The following is a 22,080-nucleotide window of genomic DNA, read 5'->3' on the forward strand; positions in this document are numbered from 1 at the left end:
TTCGTTTAAGTACATCCTACGTTTATCCCAATTCGATGTCGCGCAGCCTCTGGGGCTGGCCGCGTTCGGCCTTGCGCCGGATACGGCGCTGCCGCCGGGCCTCCACCCGGAAAGCTTTGGATGCATGGTAAGCATGGCGCACCCGGCGCGGTGAGGCAAAAACTGCCGGTCCCGGCACCAGGTGCGGCATCCCAGGGGTGTCATCGCCGGGGTCGTCCGGGCTGCCGGGAGCACCGGGAACGGGGCCGGCCTCCGGCAGATGGCCCAGCTTCTCTCCGGCAGCGCTCAGTTCACGCACGGTCACCATGAATTTCCGGAACAACCGGATTCCGAGCAACAGATAGAAGAGCAGCGAAAGCGCTATCAGCGCAATCCAGATCAGGAACCATGACCACCAAGGCATGCTGATCAGTCTATCGGGCGTACTGGGCCAGGGCTGCGTCAATCCACTCCCGCGAGGCATCGGCCAGCAGCTCAGGCGCCAAAATACGCACAGCCCCGCCGTGCTGGGCCACGAACATCGGCAGCCAGGAGGTGGTGCCGAACCGGATTTCCGCCACCAGACCGCCGTCGGGCAGGGCAGCAGTCCGTTCGGCATAGTAGTCGTCTGCCAGGCCGGCTCCGCGCGCGGTGAGCTGTACGGTCACCAGGGTGTCGTCGTCGTTGGGGGTGAACAGCTTGACTGGAACCCCGCCTTCGGGAAGTACCGGCGGTGACGCAGGCTTACCCGTCGGCTGAAGGTCCTCAATACGGTCAAGTCTGAAGTTTCGCACACCGGCCGCCGAGTGGCAGTAAGCCTCGAAGTACCACGTGTTGTCCATGGAGTAGAGCCGCAGGGGGTCCACGTCGCGTTCCGACAGGGAATCCTTCTGCGCGGAGAAGTAGACGAGGCGGAGCTGTTCTCCGGCTTCGATGGCACCGCGGATCGTTTCCAGGCTGGCCGTATCGGCGGGACTCACCTCGGGACCGGACAGGGAGGCCGCCCGGAGCCCTTCCTCGCCGGCGGCCGCCATGAGCTTGAGGGTGACGGACTCCAGAGCGCTTCCTTCGGCCAACCCCGGCAGGCCGTGGAGCGTCTCCAGGCCCGTCAGCAGGGCGCAAGCCTCGTCCACCGTAAACCGCACGGGCTTGTTGAGCTCTAGCGACTGGGTGATGAAGACGTGGTCATCCTCCCACTGGATGTCCAGCAGCTCATCAGGGTAGCCCTGCGGCAGACCGGAACAGATCAGAATCAGCAGGTCGGCTTCGAGCTCGCGGCGCGTGATTCCGAACCTGTCTGCCACGTCCTGGATATGCAGTCCCTGGTTGTGCACCAGGAACGGCACCAGCTGGAGCATGCGCTTCAGCTGGTCTTCCGAGGTCCGTTTGCGGATCGGCTTGCCGGCGCCGCCGGCCGGGAACACATAGGAGGGCGCAGCCTCGGCGAGAAATGCCGCGGCGGCCGCCAGCCGGCGCTGCACTGCGGCGGCGAGGTCCTGGGGGGAGACGACCCTGGCGTTCGGGCCGTAGGAGGAGAGTTCTTCGCCAAGCAGCTCAGCATCCCGGTACGGAACAGACAACCGGTCCCAGCCGATGTCCGGTGCTCCGCCACCGGGAGCTCCCCTGCCGGACGTTCCGCCGTCGCGGGTTTCAATAACCGGCGTGGCCCGCTTCCGCAGCCCCAGCAGGCGGTCCTTCCGGACGTCCACGACGGCGGACTGGAGCGGGAGTTCCGGAAGGCCACCAAGTTCGGTCCGGACGTTGAAGCCTGCAGGGGCCGTGAAAGTCTCCTTCGCGAGTACTGAAACTGTTGATGCAAAGCGCGAGAGCCGGAAGAACCGCTGAGCGCCCCGGCCCCGGTCAAAGCCCACCAGGTACCACTGGCCGAACCGGCTGCCCAGCCCCCAAGGTTCTACGGTGCGCTCCTCTTCCCTGCCGGTGCTGCTCGCCAGATACCTGAATCGAACGGCATGCTGGCTGTACATGGCCGCCACCAGGTCCTCGAACGCCTGACCCGCGGGCTTGATCCGGGGCTGCAGCCCGGCGGGAAGTTCCACATCGGCAAGGCTGCCGGATGCCTGCAGCTTGCGCATCGCGTTGGTGGCGGCAGGACCGAGTGCGGCCTGCTCCCACAGCTGGGAGGCCAGGAGCAGCACCGTCCACTCGTCACGGGTCAGCTCCACGTCCGGAAGGCGGTTCGATTCCTTACCGATTCGGTAGCGGGTGGTGGCCGGGTCGTCGGAACTCCAGCCGAGATCCGTGACGGTCTCCACGTCAAAGCCGAAGTCCCGCAGGTCGTTCTTGTCCCGCTCGAACATCCGGCTGAAGGCGGCGTCGCTGGCAGCAGCATCATAAATTTTTTCCCGAAGCTCACTGCGGCGCAGCCCGTACTTGGAGTTCAGCAGGGCGATCAGGAGGTTAAGCAGGCGTTCTGTACGTTGTGCGGACACTCTGGTTACGTTACTAAAGCCGCCCGCTGAAAAACGCGAAAGCGCGGCAACACTTCGGAAAATACCTTCCGATTGTTACCGCGCCTTCGGCTGGGGGCAGGTACCGGTGGGCCCACGCCCGCCTTGTTCCCTGTCCAGGGAGCCGCTGCGGACTTGCAAGGATATAGGGGGCGGATGGGGATTAGCGGACGCCCACGAGGTCCACGACGAAGATCAGGGCCTCGTTGGGCCCAATCGCTCCACCGGCGCCGCGGGAGCCGTAGGCGAGCTCGGAAGGGATTTCCAGGCGGCGGCGGCCCCCGACCTTCATGCCGAGGAGACCCTGGTCCCAACCCTGGATGACCTGGCCGACGCCCACGCGGAAGTCCAGCGGAGCGCCGCGGCCCCACGAGGCGTCAAACTCTTCACCGGTGGACCAGGCCACACCGACGTAGTGCGTGGAGACAGTGTCTCCGGCCTTCGCCTCGGGTCCATCGCCCTCGATGAGGTCGGTGATGACGAGTTCGGTGGGGACCGGACCTTCCGGGAAGTCGATTTCCGGCTTCTCGCGGTCGAGGTTGCGCTGGCCAAATGACATGGATGCTCCTTCTGCTTGGTACGGGAAACTACTGTAGAGAACTTACTTGGCGCCGAGAATGTCGACGACGAACACGAGATCGCCCTTGGCTTCTCCCTGGCCGGCATCGCCATACGCGAGGTCCTTGGGGACGACGAGCAGCACGCGGGAACCGACGGTCTTGCCGGTTAGGCCCTGCGTCCAGCCCTTGATCACTCCACTCAGGGGGAAGGATGCCTTCTCCTTGCGGTCAAAGCTTGAGTCGAACTTCTTGCCGCTGGCCAGGGCAACGCCCACGTAGTTCACCGTCAGGGTGTCCGTGGCCTTGACCTCAGGGCCCTTGCCTTTGATCAGGTCCTGGGAAATGAGCTTCTTGGGTGCCGCGACGCCCTTGACGTCCAGTTCGGGCACGCCGTCCTTCTCCGTGACCTTCGGCAGGCCGGCGGGCGGGGTGACGGCGTCACCTTCAGGCTTGTCCAGAACCTTCGGTGCGTCCTTGGCGGACAGGACCTTGATGATGAGCAGCTGCGAAGGCTGGGCCTGAACGCCCTCTGAGGCAGCCTTGCCCGGTGCGGCCAGGGCCAGGTGGGAACCGACCTTTGCGCCGACAAAAGCGTTGTAGATGATGGGGCTCTGGGTCTTGAGCTCGTCGTTCAGCTCGATGGGCTGCGGTTCCTTGGGGAAGCTGTCATCGAGGGTGGCTCCGTCTTTGCCGTTTAGGGCCAGCACGGAGACTTCGGCGACCTGATTGGCCTTGACGCGGTCCCCGCCGCCCTCGGTCACCACCTTGACGGTGGGTTCGGCCACTTCAAGGGGCTTGGTGAATTCGACTTTTGGAGCCTTCTTGTCTCCGTTTTCAGTCAGCTTCAGGGAGTCCAGCTTTGCTGTCTCACCTGCGGACTGGCTGGTGGGTTCCGGGGCTGCAGGCTCGCCCCCGCAAGCGGTCAGCAGAAGCAGTCCGGGAATGAGAATTGCAAGTAGTCGGCGCACTTAAGAACTTTCGTCGGGGCAAGATGGATGCCGTGCCGGGGCAGGGGTGCCTCCGGCCGGGCACTTCCGGCCGCAAAACGGCCTCTTCCAGAGTAACGCCTGAACCTGAGTATCAGCCCATAGAATCCAGAAGAGCATCCACCCGTTCATCGACGCTGCGGAACGGGTCCTTGCAAAGGATGGTCTGATGGGCCCGGTCATTGAGCTTCAAGTGCACCCAGTCCACGGTGTAGTCGCGTCCAAGCTCCTGCGCCCGGCGCACAAAGTCACCGCGCAGCTTCGCCCTTGTGGTTTGCGGTGGAGCATCCACTGCGTCCTTGATGACCGTTTCGTCGGTTACCCGGCGAACTGCCCCGCGTGACTGGAGGAGGTAGTACAGACCGCGGCTGCGGGATATGTCGTGATAGGTCAGGTCCAGCTGGGCGATACGCGGCGAGTCCAGTCCCAGTCCGTGTCGGTTCCGGTAGCCGTCCATCAGCTTCTTCTTGATCGCCCAGTCGACCTCGGTGTCGATGGTGCTGGTGTCGCCGCTTTCGATGGCCCGCAGGGTCCTCCCCCACAGATCCAGGATCAGCGGGACATGCGGGTTGTGTGCTCCGTTCTCCTGGACGAAGGCCGTGACCTTGTTCAGGTATTCCTGCTGGATCTCCAGAGCGGTCAGCTGCCGTCCATTGGCCAGCCGGACCAGGGCGCGGCCGCTCAGGTCGTGCGAGATCTCCCGGATGCTCCGGATCGGGTTCTCCATCCGCATGTCCCGCATGATCACGCCGGCCTCGATCATCCGCAGGATCAGGTCAACCGTACCCACCTTGAGCAGGGCGGTCGTCTCGGACATATTCGAGTCGCCGACGATGACATGGAGCCTGCGGTAGAACTCGGCATCAGCATGCGGCTCGTCTCGTGTGTTGATGATAGGCCGAGACCTTGTTGTGGCCGACGAGACGCCCTCCCAGATGTGGTCTGCGCGCTGCGAGAATGCGTACGTTGCGCCGTGCGGTGTCTTCAGAATCTTTCCGGCGCCAGCAATCAGCTGCCGGGTGACCAGGAAGGGAATGAGGATTTCCGCAAGCCGGGTGAACTCACCGCGGCGGGGAATCAGGTAGTTCTCGTGGCTGCCGTAGGAATTGCCTGCAGAATCAGTGTTGTTCTTGAACAGGTACACCGTGCCGTTGAAGCCCTCCGCCGCCAGCCGTGACTGGGCCTCATCCACGAGGTCATCAAGGATAAGTTCGCCGGCACGGTCATGGGCTATCAGCTGTGCCAGGTCGTCGCACTCCGCGGTCGCGTATTCCGGGTGCGATCCTACGTCCAGGTACAGGCGCGAACCGTTGGTCAGGAAGACGTTCGACGACCGGCCCCAGCTCACCACTTTGCGGAAGAGGTACCGGGCCACTTCCTCGGGCGCCAGCGGGCGTGAATCGGGGCTTGAATACGAAATGCCGAATTCGGTCTCTATGCCGAATATCCTCTTGTCCATTTCAGCTCTCCTTAGCCAGCAGGTCCATGACATCAGCGTCGGACAACCTGCGGAAAGCGCGCCTGGTCCCACGGCTGCTTTCCGATCCCCGGTCAAGCACTGCAACTTCAAGGGCTTTGGCGGGAAGATCCGGGGATTCATCATCCGTCGTGAGCCCCTTGACGGCGAGGCGGATTGCGGCGGCAAAGGAAAGGTCCCGCTGCCATCCGGTTTCAACGGCGCCGGAGACTTTGTCGGCCTGCCCGCCCATCACGATGAAGCCGTGTTCGTCGGCGATGGAACCGTCGAACGTGAGCCGGTAGAGATGGTCCCGGTCCTGGGACGGCCCCACCTCGGTGACAGCCAGTTCCACTTCGAAGGGCTTCTGTTCTGCAGTGAAGACGGCCCCGAGGCTCTGGGCGTAGACGCTCGCGAGTCCGCGCGCGGTGACATCCTCACGGTCGTAGGAGTACCCGCGGACATCGGCGTAGCGCACGCCGGCTTGGCGGAGGCTTTCAAACTCGTTGTACTTTCCCACGGCGGCGAAAGCTATCTTGTCGTAGATTTCGCCGATCTTGTGCAGCGATGGAGAGGGGTTCTCTGCTACCAGGGCGATGCCGTCCTCGCAGCTGATCACCACCACGGAACGGCCGCGGGCGATGCCTTTCCGTGCGAAGTCCGCACGGTCCTTCATCAGCTGTTCGGGCGAAACATAAAACTGCTGGGTCATCTCAGGCCTCCCGCCGGGCGGCAGCCCTGGATTCAATGATGTTTCCGGCGATGGTAGCGAGTTCCCGCTCCGGGACGCGCCGGGCGCCGGCGCTATTGACTCTGTAGACCACCGGCCACAGTTGGCGGATTGGGTCCGGACCGCCTGTGGCGGAGTCGTCGTCGGCGGCGTCGTACAGGGATTCCACAGCCACGGAGACGGCCTCGTCTTCGGTGAGGTTGGGCCGCCAAAGCTTCTTCAGGGCTCCGCGGGCAAACACGGAGCCCGAGCCCACGGCGTGATGTTCCTGCTCCTCATAGCGGCCACCGGTCACGTCGTAGGAAAACAGCCTCCCCACACCGGCCGCGGTGTCGAAACCGGCAAAGAGCGGAACGACGGCCAGCCCCTGCATGGCCATAGGCAGATTGCCGCGGATCATCGCGCCGAGCCTGTTGGCTTTGCCGTCGAGGCTCAGCAGCGTGCCTTCGATTTTTTCGTAGTGCTCCAGCTCAACCTGGAACAGCCGGGTAAGGTCGATCGCGATGCCTGCTGTGCCGGCAATGCCGAGAACGGAGTACTGGTCCGCGGGAAAGACTTTCTCGATGTGCCGGCTGGCGATGATGTTGCCCATCGTGGCGCGGCGGTCGCCAGCCATCACGATGCCCCCCGCATACGTCATGGCCACGATGGTGGTGGCATGGGGCGTCTGCAGGTGCGTGCCGGCCGGTTGGCTGTGGGCCGGCGTCCGGGTGTAGGGAAGCAGATCCGGACGGTCGCGTTGGAGATGCTCAGTGAACGACGATGTCGCGTTGGCGGCTACCTTGTTGGCTGTTGTCTCCTGCACTGATGCACTCCTTCAACGTGTAATTCAGCGGCGGTCCGGTACCTCATGCTTCCGTGCCCGTGCGGGTTTCGGCGCGCTGCCGGGTTACTGACCGCCCTTTTGCACGAAAGCCCGGACGAATTCCTCGGCGTTGGACTCCAAGACACCGTCGATTTCGTCCAGCAGGTCGTCGACACCCTGTGTGGATGCGGATGCCTGTCCCTCCGCCGGTGCGGGCGGCACGGGGACCTCTTCTTCGACCTCGCTGTCGCGTGGCTGCGGCTGCGGCTGCTGCTGCTCCTGCCCTGCCATGTTCATCTCCTTCTGTCAGTCCTGCCGCTCCGGCAGGACATCCTGTATGCCCATATTGCCACGCAAAGTGGCTCTTCGGGGGTCTTTATGCCGGTGGCGGCACAGGTGTTGATCCGAGCAGTTCGGCAAGGAAGGGGCCGGCCTCGCGGTGCCGCGCAAACAGCGCTCCGGTGAGGGCTTTGGTGCCCCGCAACGGCTCCCTGGTGGGCACCCGCTGCAGCCTTCCGTAGCCGGGAACGTCGAAGATGACTGAATCCCAGCTCGCCCCGACCACGTCCTTGCTGAAGCTGCTCACGCAGCGCCCGCGGAAGTAGGCCCTGGTGTCCGACGGCGGTTCGGTCACCGCGGCGGCGATGTCGGCGTCGTTCACGATGCGCTGCATGCGCTCCCGCGAGAGTAGGCGGTAGTACAGCCCCTTTTCCGGCCGGATGTCGGCCCACTGCAGGTCCACGAGGCCGAGGCGGGCGTCGCCCCAGTCCAGCCCGTCGCGCTGCCGGTAGCCCTCAAGGATGGAGAGTTTGGCAAGCCACTCGACGGACGAGGCCGCCGCGGTGCGGTCACTGTCCAGCTGGGTCAGCGTGGCGGCCCACCGTTCCAGCACCGCGTGCGTGTGCCCGTCACCGTCCACGGGGTCGGAGACGCCGGTGTCCTGGGCCAGCTTGGCTGCGGCCTCGTGGTACATCCACTGGACATCCAGGGCTGTCACTCGGCGCCCGTCCGTCAGCCTGATTTTCGCCGTGAGCGATGTGTCATGGCTGATGCTTTGCAGTGCCGCCACAGGCTCGTGGACCTCAATCCGGGGCGCCAGTCCCGCCTCGATGAGGCTCAGCACCATGGCGGTGGTTCCGAACTTGAGGTAGTTGGACACCTGGCTCAGGTTCGCGTCGCCGATGATCACATGGAGCCTGCGGTACTTGTCTGCGGTGGCGTGGGGCTCATCGCGGGTGTTGATGATGGGTCGGCGGATGGTGGTTTCCAGGCCGACCTCGGCCTCGAAGAAGTCCGCACGCTGGCTGATTTGGAAGCCGGGGCGTGAGCTGTCCTGACCGATCCCCACCCGCCCGGACCCGCAGATGATCTGGCGGGTCACAAAAAACGGCGTCAGGCCGCGGACGATGTCGCTGAAAGGGACGGACCGCGGCATGAGGTAGTTCTCGTGGGATCCGTACGAGACCGCTTTGTTGTCTGTGTTGTTCTTATAAAGATTGATGGGCGGGAGTTCAGGGTCCCCCGCGAGCCGCCGGACGGCCGCCAGCGCCACGAGGTCGCCGGCCGTGTCCCAGACCACGGCGTCGGACGGGTTGGTCACTTCGGGGCTGGAATATTCCGGATGCGCGTGGTCCACGTAGAGCCGCGCGCCGTTGCCCAGGACCATGTTCATCAGCAGCGTCCCCGACTCGTCTTCACCCTCCAACTCCAGCTCTTCCCGGCCATAGGCGAGGGCGACGGCCTCAGCGTCGAGCACCGGGGGCTGGTCGGTGAGCTGGCTCGGGTGGGCCTGCCCGCGTTCAAGGGTCCAGCCGCGGGCGTCATGCAGCGGTTCCTCGTCCGTGTAATCCCACCGGGTCTCCGCACCTCCGGCTGCACGCAGCCGGGTGACCTGGGCGTAGGCCTGCACCACGCGGGCGGACATCATGGTGGCGTTGGCGCCCGGGGCGGACGGGGCGTGGATCCCGTACTCGGTTTCCGACCCCATCACCCGCATGGCACCGCCAGGGGGCAGGGCTCCCCCTGGCGTTACCTCGGAGCCCGGGGTCACAGGTACTGGCCCGTGTTAGGCATCGTCTCGATGGACTTGCCCGGCTCCTGCCCAGCCTTGCCTTGGACGATGGTGCGGATGTAGGTGATGCGTTCGCCCTTCTTGCCGGAGATACGGGCCCAGTCGTCCGGGTTCGTGGTGTTCGGCATGTCCTCATGCTCGCGGAACTCGTCTACGACGGCCCTGAGGAGGTGATCGATGCGCAGACCCTTCTGGTGGGTGGTCAGCAGGTCCTTGATCGCGTACTTCTTGGCGCGGTCAACGACGTTCTGCACCACGGCGCCGGAGTTGAAGTCCTTGAAGTAGAGCATTTCCGTGTCACCGTTCGCGTACGTGACTTCGAGGTACTCGTTGGACTTCTCTGTGGAGTACATCGCCTCCACCGTGCGCTGGATCATGGCGTCCACCGTTTCCTGGACGTCACCGTCATGCTCGACAAGGTCATCCTCATGGAACGGAAGGTCCGTGGTGATGTACTTCTTGAAGATGTCGGCGGCCGCCTCGGCGTCCGGGCGGTGGATCTTGACTTTCACGTCAAGGCGTCCCGGCCGGAGGATGGCGGGGTCGATCATGTCCTCACGGTTGGAGGCACCGATCACGATCACGTTGTCCAGGCGCTCGACGCCGTCAATCTCGCTGAGCAACTGCGGCACGATGGTGGTTTCGACGTCGGAGGAGATACCTGTGCCGCGTGTCCGGAACAGGGAATCCATCTCGTCGAAGAATACGACCACCGGGCTGCCGTCCGAGGCCTTCTCGCGGGCCCGGGAGAAGATGAGCCGGATGTGGCGCTCGGTTTCGCCGACATACTTGTCGAGCAGCTCCGGGCCCTTGATGTTGAGGAAGTAGCTCTTCAGGTCGACGTTTCCCGACCGCTCCGCAGCGCGGGCCGCGAGGGAATTGGCCACCGCCTTGGCGATCAGGGTCTTGCCGCATCCGGGAGGGCCGTAGAGCAGGATGCCCTTGGGTGCCTTGAGGCCGTGTTCGCGGTACAGGTCCGGGTGCAGGAACGGCAGTTCGATGGCGTCCCGGATCTGTTCGATCTGGGGGCCAAGGCCGCCGATGTCCTCGTACGTAATGTCCGGGACTTCCTCCAGCACCAGGTTTTCCACCTCGGACCGCGGGACCTTTTCCAGGGCGTAGCCGGTCCGGGAGTCGATGGACAGGGCATCCCCCACCCGGAGCTTCTCGGACAGGAGGGGCCCGGCCAGCCGGACCACCCGTTCCTCATCGGCCCGGCCGAGGACGAGGGCGCGGTCAGGGCCGAGCATCTCCTTGAGCGTGACGAGCTCCCCGGCGCGCTCATACCCCAGTCCTGCCACGATAAGGAGTGCTTCGTTGAGGAGCACCTCCTGGCCAACGGCCAGCTGGTTGATGTTCACGAGCGGGCTGATGCCCACACGCATCTTCCTGCCGGCGTTGAAAATGTCGGCCGATTCCTCAGTGGCGGCCTGCCCGCTGCTCCCCGATGTGGATTGCCGCCGCGGGTTCAGCTGGAGGATTGTGCCAAAGCTGTACGGCGGCTGGCCCTCCTGGTCGAGGGCATTCTTCAGCCTGAGGATTTCGGCCTTGGCCGTTTCGAGCATCGCCACGAGCTTGGAATTGTTCTGTGTGGCAGCGGCCAGCTGGCGGTCTATATGCCGCAGCTTATCCCGAAGGATGTTGACCTGCCGGTCTGCAACAGACAGCTCATTGGCTGCCGGCTGCTCGGCCGGAGTAGGCACGGAGTCATTGTTTGGCGTCTCCATGATGCATCAGCCCCTTCCTGCGCTTCTGTTAAGACCTTAGCCCCAACTTGGCAGGTACTGCTGAAGACATCCGAAATACGGACTAGTTTGTGATCTCCGGGTCATCCTTGACATTGGTTCCCGCGATCGCGTCGCGGGCAGCCCTCCGCAGCTTCTTGTCCGACACCGTGCGTTCGCCCACGGCACCGGGCGTCCAGGCGTTCACGTCGTCTTCGTTGAAGTCCGTTTTGGAGGGCCGGCGCTTGACCGAGATACCGGTAACACCGTCAGCCAGCCGCCGCGTCACCAGCAGGAAGCCGGTATGGGCCACCATCCGGTGGTCGGGGCGCACGGCAAGGCCCTCCAGATGCCAGCCGCGGACCAGCGATTCCCAGGCGTCAGGCTCGGTGAATCGGCCGTCCGCGCGGATGGCCTCGGCGGTGCGCGAGAGTTGGGTGACGGTAGCGACGTAGTTGATCCAGACACCGCCGGGGGCAAGGACAGTCGCGACTGCATCGAGGCATTCCCAGGGCGCCAGCATGTCAAGCACCACACGGTCAATTGATCCCGGTTCTTCGCTGCGGACTACTTCATCCTGGAAGTCGCCCAGCGAGATCTTCCAAGCAGGGTGCGCTCCGCCAAAGATGGTTTCAACATTGCCGCGCGCAATGGCGGCGAATTCTTCGCGCCGCTCGAACGAGTGCAGGTAGCCTTGATCCCCCACCGCGCGCAGTAGTGAAATGGAGAGCGCACCGGAACCGACACCGGCCTCGACCACCCGGGCTCCGGGGAAGATGTCTGCCATGGTGACGATCTGTGCGGCGTCCTTTGGATAGACGACGGCGGCGCCGCGGGGCATGGAGAGCACAAAGTCAGAGAGCAGCGGGCGCAGGGTCTGGTACTGCTGCCCCACGTTGTTCACTACAACGGAACCGTCCACCTTGCCGATGATGTCGTCGTGGTTGAGGAAACCGCGGTGCGTGTGGAAGGCTCCGCCGGCTTCAAGGCTGATCGTATTCATGCGGCCGCGCTCGTCAGTCAGCTGCACCCGCTCGCCCTCGCGGAAGGGGCCGCGGCGCCGTGCAGCACCGACCGGCTGGTCCGCGATGCCGGCTGCAGTGCCCTGTGCCGTGGCGGAAGGGTCCGTGCTGGTTCCGATGGCGGCAGATTCGCTGCTCATGAATGTTCCTCGCTCCTGTAAAGCTGTGACGTCGCGCTGCATCCCGGCCAGGACAGGCTCGCGCTGGGACCTGTCTGCCGATTTCACGACCGGCAGGTAACTCTACCGGTTCTGGCCCTGGGGCCGCCTGTTTTCGCGGAGAGCCTTGCCTGTAATGGCTGTCACCACTGCCGCTTGCCGCAGCAGGCCGGTCACGTGCCCATTGTGGTCAATCACCGCGTAGTCCTGGCCTTCCAACTGGGAAAGATACTGGAGAAGCTCCTGGCCCTTCGCCCATTCCGGCACATAGGCCCCTGCCCCAAGCGCGCGGGAAACGGCGGTGGCGGGCGTCGCGGCTGCGGCAGGTGCAGGAACTGCCGCCAGCGCGGCGGCATCGACCACGCTTCCCGGCCTCCCGTCCGGAGCGCAAAGCACGACGGCGGTCCCGCCGCCTGCAGTAAACTGCAGGACTTCGGCGACAGTTGCCGTTTCCGGGATGCCGACGGCGGGCTCTGCCAGTGCCGCCGCGCTCACCAGGTGGAGCCGGCTGCGCAGCCGGCCCTGCTGGATCGACGCCGAAGCCCCCATCCACAGGAACCCGCAGACCAGGACGGTGATGAGGAGCATGCTGGTGTCCGGGCGGCCGCCGGCCAGCAGCGGGCGGATGACGAACCACAGGACCAGGGCCCCGACGATGATACGCCCGCCCCAGCCTGCTGCAATGGTCCCCTTGGCGTGGCTGCCCGTTGCCTTCCACACGGCTGATTCCACCAGCCGTCCGCCGTCGAGCGGCAGCCCGGGCAGCACATTGAAGATGCCGATCACGAGGTTGGCCCAGAAAAAGATGTTGGTGAGGGTGTCTGCCACGCCCGTCGGGTTGGCGGCGGAAATCACGAGCCAGGTGGCTCCGGCAAGCACAAAGTTGGCCGCGGGGCCGGCAAGGGCCACCACAACGGAACGTCCCGGTGTGGCGGTGAAACTTTCGAACTGGGTGTGCCCGCCCCACAGGTTGAGGACGATCTTTTCGCTCGGCCAGCCGTACATCTTCGCCGTCAGGGCATGGGCGAGTTCATGAACCAGTACGGAGATCGCGAGCAGCAGCGCGTAAGCGAAGGCCACGTAGTAGGCGGCCACGCCGAGGGACGGGTTGGCAAACTGCAGCACGGGCCCGTAGGCGACCACCGTGAAGGCGGCAATGACGAACCACGAGTAGGCAAGGATGACCGGAACGCCGGCAATCCTGCCCAGGGGAATGCCTTCGCGGCGGGCTCTGCCGCCGTCAGGCCGTTGGCCGGTTGATGCGGGGTCAGTCACGTGCATGGCTCCTCTGGTGCGCCTCGAAGGCGCCGTAATCTGGCGTCGCTGCGGACACCGCTCTCAATTCGCGCCGCATGTCATCGATCCGCCCATAACTGGCCCGCCCTTAACTGGCGTTGTCCAGCGCCGCTGCGGCGGCGAGGCCCTGGCGGGCGGCAACAAGATCCTGCAGGTCGGAGACGCTGCGGTTTTCGAGGGTGTCCCACAGGGTCCGGCGCGGGTCCGCGGGCAGCGCCACGATGTGGGGAATGGCAACCGTGACGGCGCCTGAGGCCACCGCAGCGGCGACACCCGGGGCTGAGTCCTCAAGGGCCACACAGTTGTCAACGGTGAGGTCCGGATCTTCCCGCCGGAGCATTTCCACGGCCTTGAGGTAGGCCTCCGGGTCGGGCTTGCCCTTGGTCACGGTGTCACCCGTAACCAGGAATTCGAAGTAGGGCTTGGGGAGGCTCGCCACGATCTCCCGTGCAAGGGGGGCCTCGGACATGGTCACAAGGGCACAACGCACGCCGGCGGTGGAAAGTTCGTCGAGCAGTTCGCGGGCGCCCGGTCGCCACGGGACATGCTGCCGCACCCGGCTGATGACCTGGGCCGTCAGCGTGTCAATGATCTCGCGGGCTTCCAGATCAACTCCTGCCCGCTGGAGGATGCCGGCCGAAAAGACAAGGGACTGGCCCACCAGTTGCATGGCCTGCTCATGGGACCATGTGCCGCCGTGTGCGGCCACAAGGTCGTGCTCTGCCTCGATCCAGTAGGGTTCGGTATCCACTATGGTGCCGTCCATGTCCCATAAAACGGCTTTGAGCAGGGGCTGGGCAGCTGAAGTTTGCATGTCTTCCAGTCTACGGGCCCGACCTCCCGTGCCTTTCCGGCACCTGCCCCGTACGCCGTGGGCGAATATCAGCGCGAGCAGCGGATGCGCGGCGGTTCATGCACTGCAATGGAAACGGTGTTGGACGTAGGGTGAAGGGATGAATAGCTTCGACGGAGATACCACGGAACCCGGTGCCACCGCCTCGCCCGGCTCGGAGCAGCTGCTGCAGCCAGTTCCGGAGGGACAGCGCATTACCGTGATGCTCGCCGCCTTCGAGGGCTGGAATGACGCCGGGGAAGCGGCCAGCGACGCATTGCGGTACCTGAACAAGCTGTGGGGCGGCAAGAAGGTCGCCTCGATTGATGCCGACGAATACTACGACTTCCAGTTCACCCGCCCCACAGTGCGGCGCACTGCATCCGGCGAACGCAAGATCAAGTGGCCGTCCACACGTATCTACAAGGCGACCGCGCCGGGCACGAACGTGGACGTGATTTTTGTGCAGGGGACAGAGCCCTCCTACAAGTGGCGGGCCTATACAGCCGAGCTGCTGGTTCACGCCGAGGCGCTTCATGTGGACTACGTGGTGCTGGTAGGGGCCCTGCTGGCCGACGTACCTCACAGCCGGCCCATTCCAGTCAGCACGTCAACGGATGACAGCGCACTGCGTGAACGGCTGAACCTGGAAGCCTCACAGTATGAAGGGCCCGTAGGCATCGTGGGGGTCCTCTCCGAAGTGGCGCTGCTTGCAGGCATTCCCACGGTGTCGCTCTGGGCCGCCGTTCCACATTATGTGGCGCAGGCGCCTTCGCCCAAGGCGCAGCTCGCGCTGCTCCACCGCATTGAGGAACTGCTGCAGGTACCGCTCGACACGCACGAGCTGGCTGAAGAGTCTGACGCCTGGGAGCGCGGCGTGAACGAACTGGCCACCGAAGACCCGGAGATCGCCGCCTACGTCCGGCAGCTGGAAGAGGCCAAAGACACAGCTGATCTTCCGGAGGCCAGCGGCGAGTCCATCGCAAGGGAGTTCGAGCGGTACCTGAAACGGCGGGGCAAAGACAAGCAGTAGGGAGCGTTAGAGTTCGACACCCAGCAGGGCGTTGACGGCGTCCCGCACCAGCGCCCCGTCGGCTGCGGATGGGTCAGCATGGCCAGCCAGAGCCTCGTCGGCCCAGCGGTCGACGGCGGCCAGGGCAGCAGGTGCGTCAAGGTCGTTCGCCAGGGCTGACCGCATGTCTTCGAGGACCCGGACAGCGGAGTCGGCCGGGGCAGCGGCCAGGGCGGCGCGCCAGCGGCTAAGCCGCTGTTTGGCGCCTGAGAATCCCCCGTCCGTCCAGGACCAGTCAGAGCGGTAGTGGTGCGCAAGGATCGCCAGGCGGATCGCAGCTGGCTCCTCGCCTGCTGCCCGCAGCTTCGAAACGAGGACAAGGTTGCCCTTGGACTTGCTCATCTTTTCGCCGTCAAGGCCGACCATTCCGGCATGGGCGAAGTGCTTGGCGAGCGGAACGCCGGAGAGGGAGTAAGCGTGGCCGGCTCCCATTTCGTGGTGCGGGAAAACCAGATCGGAGCCGCCGCCTTGCACGGTGAACGGTGCCGGCAGGTATTCCTGGGCGATCACCGTACATTCAATGTGCCAGCCGGGGCGCCCCTCCCCCAGTTCGCCGCCGGGCCAGCGGGGTTCGCCGTCGCGGGCCACCCGCCACAGCAGGGGGTCCAGGGCCTGGCGCTTTCCGGCGCGGCCGGGATCGCCGCCGCGCTCGGCGAACAGTTCAAGCATTTCGGGCTCGGGCAGCCCGGACACGGCACCCAGCGTCCATGCGTCGACGTCGACGGCGTGCTTCCCGGCAGCTTCAACGTCATAGTAGACGTCGCCGTCAGGCTCCCCGGGCGTGCCGATAACACGGTAGGCAAGGCCTTGGCGGAGCAGCCGCTCGATGGCAGGGACGATGAGCGGCATGGCCTCGACAGCGCCAATGTAGTGGTCCGGCGGGAGGACATTCAGGGCCTGCATGTCCGTCCGGAAAAGTTGAATCTGGCTCTCGGCCAGATCACGCCAGTCCACGCCGGTGAGGTTTGCCCTTTCCAGCAGGGGGTCGTCAACGTCCGTGACGTTCTGGACGTAGGCAACCTGCTGGCCGCCGTCGCGCCAGGCTCGGTTCAGGAGGTCAAAGGCGACATAGCTTGCCGCGTGGCCCATGTGCGTGGCGTCGTACGGCGTAATGCCGCAGACATACATGGACTGCTGGCCGTCTGCCTGGAGGCTGACCACTCCGCGCGCTGTTGTGTCGAACAGGCGAACGGCAGCCATTTCGCCGGGGAGCTCAGGAACGGGGCGGGATATCCAGGACTTCACACCCCAAGCCTAGTGCTAGGCGCTGATGACATTGAAACCGAGCAGCAGGTACAGGGCGAGGCCAAGCAGGATGCGGTACCAGACGAAGAGCCGGTAACTGCGGGTGGAGATGAACTTCAGGAACCAACCGATGATGATGTATCCCACCACGAAGGCGATGGCCGTGGCCAGGGCCGTCTCGGGCAGTCCATAAGGTCCGCTCACGCCTTCCTTCGACACCACCTTATAGAGCTGGAACAGACCGCTGCCGAAGACCGCGGGAATGGCCAGCAGGAAGGAATAACGGGCCGCCGCTTCCCGGGTGTAACCCATCAGCAGCCCCGCAGTGATGGTGCCGCCGGAGCGGGATACGCCCGGAATAAGCGCCATGGCCTGGGCGAAGCCGTAGAGGATGCCGTGTTTGTAGGTGAGCCGGCTCAAGTCCCGGTCCTGTTTGCCGACGGCGTCCGCCACCGCCAGGATGAGGCCGAAAACGATCAGGGTGGTGGCGACGATCCACAGACTGCGCAGCACGGATTCGATCTGGTCCTGGAAGAGCAGTCCCAGGACAATGATGGGCAGGCTGCCCAGGATGACCAGCCATCCCATTCGCACGTCAGGGTCGTGGCGGGAGACCCGGCCTTTCAGCGAACCGATCCAGGCCCGTGCAATCCGCATGATGTCGCGCCAGAAGTAGACGATCACGGCCGTCTCGGTGCCAAGCTGTGTGATGGCGGTGAAGGCTGCGCCGGGGTCCGCGGCATTGGGCAGGAAGGAGCCCACAATTCTGAGGTGGGCGCTCGATGAAATCGGGAGAAATTCGGTTAGTCCCTGCACAAGACCCAGCAGGGCCGCTTCAAACCAGTTCACGCTAAGACCCTACGTCATGCCACTGGTCGTTTCCCCGTAAGCTTGCTGCTATGCAGCAGCGTTACGTCGGCAACAGTGGGCTTCGGGCCTCCGCACTCTCCCTCGGCACCATGTCATGGGCCCGCGAAACAGATGAACAGGACGCCGCGGAACTGCTGCACGATTTCGTTGATGCCGGCGGCACCCTGGTGGACACGGCCGCGTCGTACGCGGACGGCATGGCCGAGGCCATGCTGGGGGAAATGCTTGGCGACGTCGTCTCCCGCTCGGAAGTGGTGATCTCCACCAAGGCCGGCCTGTCGGCGTCAGACGCACGGCAACGCGTGGACACCTCACGCAACGCCATGCTGTCGTCTTTGGACGCCAGCCTGACGCGGCTGGGCACCGACTATGTCGACATCTGGTCTGCCCAGGCGTGGGACCGCAACGTTCCGCTGGACGAGACGCTGTCCGCCCTTGAGCTGGCGGTGCGCAGCGGAAGGGCGCGCTACGCCGGGATTGCCAACTTCAACAGCTGGCAGACCGCGAAGGCGGCCGCCGTTGCCGGATTCCCGCTCGTGGCCGGCCAGTCGGAATACTCCCTGCTCAGGCGCAAGCCCGAAGAAGAGCTGATTCCCGCCATCGAGGACGCCGGGATGGGCCTCATGGCCTGGGCTCCGCTGGGGCGGGGGGTGCTGACCGGCAAGTACCGGGGGCAGGTACCGGCCGACTCCCGGGCGGCTGGCAGCCGCCTGGCCACTTATGTGGAGGTTTACCTGGAACAGTCTGCGGCGCAGGTGGTGGAGGCTGTGGCCATGGCGGGCCGGGGACTGGGGCGTTCGGCGCTTGATGTGGCCCTCAGCTGGCTGCTTTCACAGCATGGCGTTGCCACGGCCATTGTCGGGCCGAGGACGCCTGTGCAGCTGAAAGAGATTCTCGATGCACAGCTAACGCCGCTGCCCGCGGAGATCGCAAGGGCCCTTGAGGACGTGTCCAGCAGCCTGGCCTAGGCTTAGCAGCTGCTCACGTCGTTTCGGGGACAGGCTGCTCCAGGACAGGCCCGGAGGCGCGCTTCCTATTCTTCGACGATCTCCAGGTCGTCATCATCAACCTGGCGCTCTTCGTCTTCCTCGTCTTCATCCTCTTCGAAAACCTGAAGCGGGGTGACCTCGTTGTAGGCCTCATAGAGCGCGTCCTCGTAGACTTCAAAAGCATCAGCGACGGCGAAGAATGCTGCTTCGACAGCGGGGTCGCCGTCCCCCCTTCGCGTTGAGGCTGCTACCAGATGTTCTTCCAGGGCGGAGGTCAGGGACTGAAGCGCGACACGCGGATCGATGCTCATGACTTCACGTTAGCGGGAAAAAGACGAAAATGGAGAGCAATGAAGGAACATTTTCTGACCAGCTCGGTCCTGCGGGAACGGGACTACGTGAAGCAGTACGAGTACCTCGTATTGACGATTGGTCCTGACGACTCGCTGCCCGATGCTCGCCGTCGCCTCGTTGAACATTCCGAATACGGCAAGTGGGAACTGGAACGCAGCCGGTTGTACGTGGGTGGAGGGCGCCGCTTCTGGCTCCGCCGCCGCGTCACGCAGGTTCAGCGGACCGTCTAAACGAGTGCTCCGCCGCTGACAGCTGAGTCTGACCGCTGACCGCCGAGCAGGGCACTACGTCTCCAGCGGGCCGAGCCAGGCGTTGGCGACCGTGTTGTGGGCCGATTCGTCGTCGGACGGGTGGAACATGCCCGCAAGGACGTCCCGGTAGAGGCGCTCGAGCTCGGTCCCCCGGTAGTAGCTTGAACCGCCGGAGACCCGGATGGCCAGATCCACCACGGTCCGGGCTGTCTCCGTTGCCCGGACCTTGAGTCCCACGAGCTTCGGGAACCACTGGGGGCCGTGGTCCGCCAGCTGGTCCACATCCTGCGCCACGAGTGACAGCTGGGGGTAGAGGGCGTCCATGGCCATGGCAGCCTCTGCCACCTTCCACCGGATGTCCGGGTCCTGGGCATAACTCCGGCCGCCGTTCTTGAAGGATGTGCGGCGTTTGGCAGCCTCAGCGCCGAGGACGAGGGCCCGCTCCCCGATGCCCGTGTACACCGCGGCAAGCAGCGTTTCGAAGCAGGCGAAGATCGCAAAAATCAGGGGGTCGGCGTTGGGCCCCACAGGCAGCTTCCGGAAGATGTGTTCGGGCGGCACGGTTGCGCCGCGCAGGACCGTGGTGTTCGACTGGCTGGCGCGCATCCCAAGAGTGTTCCAGTCCTCGAGGATTTCGTAGCCGGGGGTGGCCCTGTCGATAAACCCGTGCACGAGCTCGCCGTCGCCGTCCCTTGCCGCGCTGTCCTTGCCGAAAATGCCGAGTCTGGTCCAGGCGGGGGAAAGGCTGGTGAAAATTTTCGTGCCCGTGAATGAATAGCTCCCGCCGGGCAGGGGTTTCGCCTCCGTCAGGGAGTCGAACAGGACGGAGTCGTTGCCGGCCTCCGAATTCCCGAAGGCGAAGAGCTCACCGGCGGCGGCTTCTTTCAGCACGAAATTTAGGGATGTGTCACCCCGGTCGGCCAGGACCCGCGCCACCCCCGTCCACACCAGGTGCATGTTCACTGCCAGCGCAGTGGCGGGAGCCGCCGTCGACAGCCGCCGCTGGCACCCGGCGGCGCCTGCAAGCCCAAGCCCGTGACCGCCGTCGGATACTGGCACGAAAAGCTTCAGGTACCCGGCAGAGGTGAGCTCCTCAAGGTCCTCGAAGAAGAACTCGTTCCGTGCGTCGTAGCCGGCGGCTCTCCCCCGCAGGCGGTCAAGGAGCGAATCCGGCAACAGCTCTTCGGGCTCCATGGACAGACTCAGTAGTTGGTCAGCAGGGTGTTGAGGACCCGGGCGCCGAACTTTAGCGAGTCCACGGGAACGCGTTCGTCCACGCCGTGGAACATCCCCGTGAAATCCAGTTCGTCGGGCAGCAGCAGTGGGGCAAACCCGTAGCCGGCGATGCCCAGCCGGCTCAGAGACTTATTGTCGGTGCCGCCAGACAGCGTGTAGGGCAGTACCGTCGCTCCCGGATCTTCGGAATGCAGGGCGTCGATCATGGAGTCCACCAGGTTCCCGGCGAAGGGAACCTCCAGGGAGACGTCATTGTGCACGTAGCTGACGTCCACACCGGTTCCGGCCAATTCCCGGACGATCTCGAGGACCTGTTCCTCCTGCCCGGGCAGCGTACGGCAGTCGATGAGCGCTTCGGCGGATTCGGGGATGACGTTGTGCTTGTAGCCGCCCCGGAGCTGCGTAGGGTTGGTGGTGTTCTGCAGGGTTGCTCCGACGAACCGGGCCACGGTTCCCAGCTCGTTGAGCAGTTTGTCCGGATCGTCAGGATCGAATTCGACGCCGGTAAGTTCCGTGACGCCGTCGAGGAACTGCCGGGTGGTGGGGGTCAGTTCCACAGGCCACCGGTATTGACCGATGCGGGACACGGCGCTGGCGAGGCGGGTCACGGCGTTGTCCGTATTGATCTGCGAGCCGTGGCCGGCACGGCCATGGGCCACCAGACGAAGCCACGAGAGTCCCTTTTCGGCGGTCTGCAGCAGGTAGGTGCGCTGGCCGCCGATTGTGGCCGAGAAACCGCCCACTTCCGAGATCGCCTCGGAGGCGCCCTCGAAGAGCTCGGGGCGCTTGTCGACGGCGTGGCGGGCGCCGTAGGTGCCGCCGGCTTCCTCGTCGGCGAAGAAGGCAAAGATCAGGTCCCGCTTCGGCTTGCGGCCCGTGCGCGCGAAGTCCCGCATGACGGACAGGATCATGGCGTCCATGTCCTTCATGTCCACGGCTCCGCGGCCCCAAATAAGCCCGTCCTTCAATTCACCGCCGAACGGGTCCACCGTCCACTGGTCCTTTAGCGCCGGGACAACGTCCAGGTGACCGTGCACCACGAGCGCGCTCGCCGCCGGGTCCTCCCCCGCCAGCCGGGTGACCACGTTGGCTCGCCCGGGCTCGGACTCGAAGATTTCGACGTCGAGCCCCACCTCGGTGATTAGCCCGGCAGCGTATTCGGCGGCAGCGCGTTCCCCGGGTCCAGATCCGTCCCCATAGTTGGATGTGTCGATACGGATGAGCTCCTGGCAGATGTTGACGACTTCATCCTCGGGCCGGATCTGTGTCATTGATCACTCCTTATTGTGCGCGGGTGACTTACAAGCGCGTAATTCCGGGCTTTTCGCCCCAGGCTACGCATAGGGTCAGCCTACCCACTCCGTCCGATTCCATCTTTCAGCAAAAGTCGTGTTAGAGTTTTTCTCGCTGCTTCGGAGAGAAGCGAACTGCTGAAAGGCGGATCAGGACCTCCGAAATACCACCTGCGCGGGTGGCGGAATGGCAGACGCGCTAGCTTGAGGTGCTAGTCCTCGAAAGGGGGTGGGGGTTCAAGTCCCCCTCCGCGCACAAGAAAAACCCCGGGAAACCGGGGTTTTTTTGTGTCTCCAACCATACGGGCCCCGTTTTCAACCACGCGAGTCCCTGACATACGCCCCCCGGTGACGCGCATGATTGAAGATCAGATCGCGTTGCTGACGGACGCCGACGGCTACACCGTGAGGCGCTACAAGGGGAATCTCAGGTGCCACATCGCAGGCACCCTCGGCCAGCTGGATGCCACAGAGGTCGAATACAGGAACATCGTGAAGTGGATCAAGATTGCAGGCAAAGGGGCTGGCATCCAAGACGATCGCTAACGTCCACGGTCTCATTTCTGCCGCTTTCAACTCGATGGTCAGGGAGAAGAAGCGCGCGGACAATCCGTGGAAGGGCGTCTCGTTGCCGAAGAGCAAACACACTGAGGAGACTGCGAGTTCCCTTGCAACGAGGAATGG

Annotated in this window: 22 protein-coding genes and 1 tRNA gene; 5 read left to right on the forward strand and 18 right to left on the reverse strand. The window is 64.5% G+C overall.

Features of this window, described 5'->3' with window-relative positions; all coding sequences use genetic code 11:
* Positions 1-22 precede the first annotated feature (22 nt).
* The 13 genes from M1E01_RS09505 to M1E01_RS09565 all read right to left on the reverse strand — a co-directional run bounded on the left by M1E01_RS09505 (position 23) and on the right by M1E01_RS09565 (position 14,069).
* On the reverse strand, positions 23-403 hold the full coding sequence (locus tag M1E01_RS09505) for a hypothetical protein (protein WP_457974772.1): 381 nt from the start codon (positions 401-403) through the stop codon (positions 23-25).
* Positions 404-413: 10 nt separating this feature from the next.
* Positions 414-2,429, reverse strand: coding sequence for a helix-turn-helix transcriptional regulator (locus M1E01_RS09510; RefSeq protein ID WP_457974773.1), 2,016 nt, complete (start codon positions 2,427-2,429; stop codon positions 414-416).
* 181 nt (positions 2,430-2,610) lie between these two features.
* Positions 2,611-3,006, reverse strand: a complete 396-nt coding sequence (locus M1E01_RS09515; RefSeq protein ID WP_457974774.1) for an FKBP-type peptidyl-prolyl cis-trans isomerase — start codon at positions 3,004-3,006, stop codon at positions 2,611-2,613.
* Between the two features lie 42 nt (positions 3,007-3,048).
* Entirely contained in the window at positions 3,049-3,975 is a 927-nt protein-coding gene (locus tag M1E01_RS09520) for an FKBP-type peptidyl-prolyl cis-trans isomerase (RefSeq protein WP_457974775.1), read from the reverse strand.
* 112 nt (positions 3,976-4,087) lie between these two features.
* On the reverse strand, positions 4,088-5,452 hold the full coding sequence (gene pafA, locus M1E01_RS09525) for a Pup--protein ligase (RefSeq protein ID WP_457974776.1): 1,365 nt from the start codon (positions 5,450-5,452) through the stop codon (positions 4,088-4,090).
* Between the two features lies 1 nt (position 5,453).
* Positions 5,454-6,161, reverse strand: a complete 708-nt coding sequence (gene prcA / locus M1E01_RS09530) for a proteasome subunit alpha (RefSeq protein WP_457974777.1) — start codon at positions 6,159-6,161, stop codon at positions 5,454-5,456.
* A 1-nt stretch (position 6,162) separates the two neighbouring features.
* Positions 6,163-6,984, reverse strand: coding sequence for a proteasome subunit beta (gene prcB, locus M1E01_RS09535; protein ID WP_457974778.1), 822 nt, complete (start codon positions 6,982-6,984; stop codon positions 6,163-6,165).
* 84 nt (positions 6,985-7,068) lie between these two features.
* The gene (locus M1E01_RS09540; protein ID WP_457974779.1) at positions 7,069-7,275 is read right to left on the reverse strand and encodes a ubiquitin-like protein Pup; all 207 of its coding nucleotides are present in this window, start codon (positions 7,273-7,275) and stop codon (positions 7,069-7,071) included.
* An 85-nt stretch (positions 7,276-7,360) separates the two neighbouring features.
* The gene (gene dop / locus M1E01_RS09545; protein WP_457974925.1) at positions 7,361-8,980 is read right to left on the reverse strand and encodes a depupylase/deamidase Dop; all 1,620 of its coding nucleotides are present in this window, start codon (positions 8,978-8,980) and stop codon (positions 7,361-7,363) included.
* Positions 8,981-9,030: 50 nt separating this feature from the next.
* Positions 9,031-10,782 (reverse strand): proteasome ATPase, encoded by a 1,752-nt coding sequence (gene arc / locus M1E01_RS09550; RefSeq protein ID WP_457974780.1) that lies wholly within the window; start codon positions 10,780-10,782, stop codon positions 9,031-9,033.
* Between the two features lie 82 nt (positions 10,783-10,864).
* Entirely contained in the window at positions 10,865-11,941 is a 1,077-nt protein-coding gene (locus tag M1E01_RS09555) for a tRNA (adenine-N1)-methyltransferase (protein WP_457974781.1), read from the reverse strand.
* Positions 11,942-12,043: 102 nt separating this feature from the next.
* Positions 12,044-13,240, reverse strand: a complete 1,197-nt coding sequence (locus tag M1E01_RS09560) for a site-2 protease family protein (RefSeq protein ID WP_457974782.1) — start codon at positions 13,238-13,240, stop codon at positions 12,044-12,046.
* A 103-nt stretch (positions 13,241-13,343) separates the two neighbouring features.
* Positions 13,344-14,069: an HAD family hydrolase gene (locus tag M1E01_RS09565; RefSeq protein ID WP_457974783.1), complete on the reverse strand. Its 726-nt coding sequence runs from the start codon at positions 14,067-14,069 to the stop codon at positions 13,344-13,346.
* A gap of 139 nt (positions 14,070-14,208) precedes the next feature.
* On the opposite strand from M1E01_RS09565, the gene M1E01_RS09570 reads away from it, so the two are divergent.
* A complete protein-coding gene (locus M1E01_RS09570) occupies positions 14,209-15,120 on the forward strand; it encodes a PAC2 family protein (RefSeq protein ID WP_457974784.1) in 912 nt (303 codons plus the stop codon).
* A 6-nt stretch (positions 15,121-15,126) separates the two neighbouring features.
* On the opposite strand, the gene mshC is transcribed toward M1E01_RS09570, so the two are convergent.
* Both mshC and M1E01_RS09580 read right to left on the reverse strand, forming a co-directional pair.
* Positions 15,127-16,404 carry a cysteine--1-D-myo-inosityl 2-amino-2-deoxy-alpha-D-glucopyranoside ligase gene (mshC, locus tag M1E01_RS09575; RefSeq protein WP_457974785.1) on the reverse strand — a complete coding sequence of 426 codons (1,278 nt, stop codon included), beginning with the start codon at positions 16,402-16,404 and terminating at the stop codon, positions 15,127-15,129.
* 15 nt (positions 16,405-16,419) lie between these two features.
* Entirely contained in the window at positions 16,420-17,253 is an 834-nt protein-coding gene (locus M1E01_RS09580; protein WP_457974786.1) for an undecaprenyl-diphosphate phosphatase, read from the reverse strand.
* A 50-nt stretch (positions 17,254-17,303) separates the two neighbouring features.
* Between M1E01_RS09580 and M1E01_RS09585 the strand changes: the two genes are divergently transcribed.
* Complete coding sequence (locus tag M1E01_RS09585; RefSeq protein ID WP_457974787.1) at positions 17,304-18,242, forward strand: aldo/keto reductase; 939 nt, start codon at positions 17,304-17,306, stop codon at positions 18,240-18,242.
* A 65-nt stretch (positions 18,243-18,307) separates the two neighbouring features.
* On the opposite strand, the gene M1E01_RS09590 is transcribed toward M1E01_RS09585, so the two are convergent.
* Positions 18,308-18,574 carry a hypothetical protein gene (locus M1E01_RS09590; RefSeq protein ID WP_457974788.1) on the reverse strand — a complete coding sequence of 89 codons (267 nt, stop codon included), beginning with the start codon at positions 18,572-18,574 and terminating at the stop codon, positions 18,308-18,310.
* Positions 18,575-18,613: 39 nt separating this feature from the next.
* Between M1E01_RS09590 and M1E01_RS09595 the strand changes: the two genes are divergently transcribed.
* Positions 18,614-18,847 (forward strand): DUF5703 family protein, encoded by a 234-nt coding sequence (locus tag M1E01_RS09595; RefSeq protein ID WP_457974789.1) that lies wholly within the window; start codon positions 18,614-18,616, stop codon positions 18,845-18,847.
* A 54-nt stretch (positions 18,848-18,901) separates the two neighbouring features.
* Here the strand turns inward: M1E01_RS09595 and M1E01_RS09600 are convergent, their stop codons facing one another.
* Positions 18,902-20,062 (reverse strand): acyl-CoA dehydrogenase family protein, encoded by a 1,161-nt coding sequence (locus M1E01_RS09600; protein ID WP_457974790.1) that lies wholly within the window; start codon positions 20,060-20,062, stop codon positions 18,902-18,904.
* 8 nt (positions 20,063-20,070) lie between these two features.
* Positions 20,071-21,375, reverse strand: a complete 1,305-nt coding sequence (locus tag M1E01_RS09605; protein ID WP_457974791.1) for a M20/M25/M40 family metallo-hydrolase — start codon at positions 21,373-21,375, stop codon at positions 20,071-20,073.
* Positions 21,376-21,569: 194 nt separating this feature from the next.
* On the opposite strand from M1E01_RS09605, the gene M1E01_RS09610 reads away from it, so the two are divergent.
* Positions 21,570-21,652, forward strand: a tRNA-Leu gene (locus tag M1E01_RS09610).
* A gap of 101 nt (positions 21,653-21,753) precedes the next feature.
* Positions 21,754-21,942 (forward strand): hypothetical protein, encoded by a 189-nt coding sequence (locus M1E01_RS09615; protein WP_457974792.1) that lies wholly within the window; start codon positions 21,754-21,756, stop codon positions 21,940-21,942.
* The last annotated feature ends 138 nt before the right edge of the window (positions 21,943-22,080 follow it).

The sequence above is a fragment of the Arthrobacter sp. D1-17 genome (assembly GCF_054130535.1).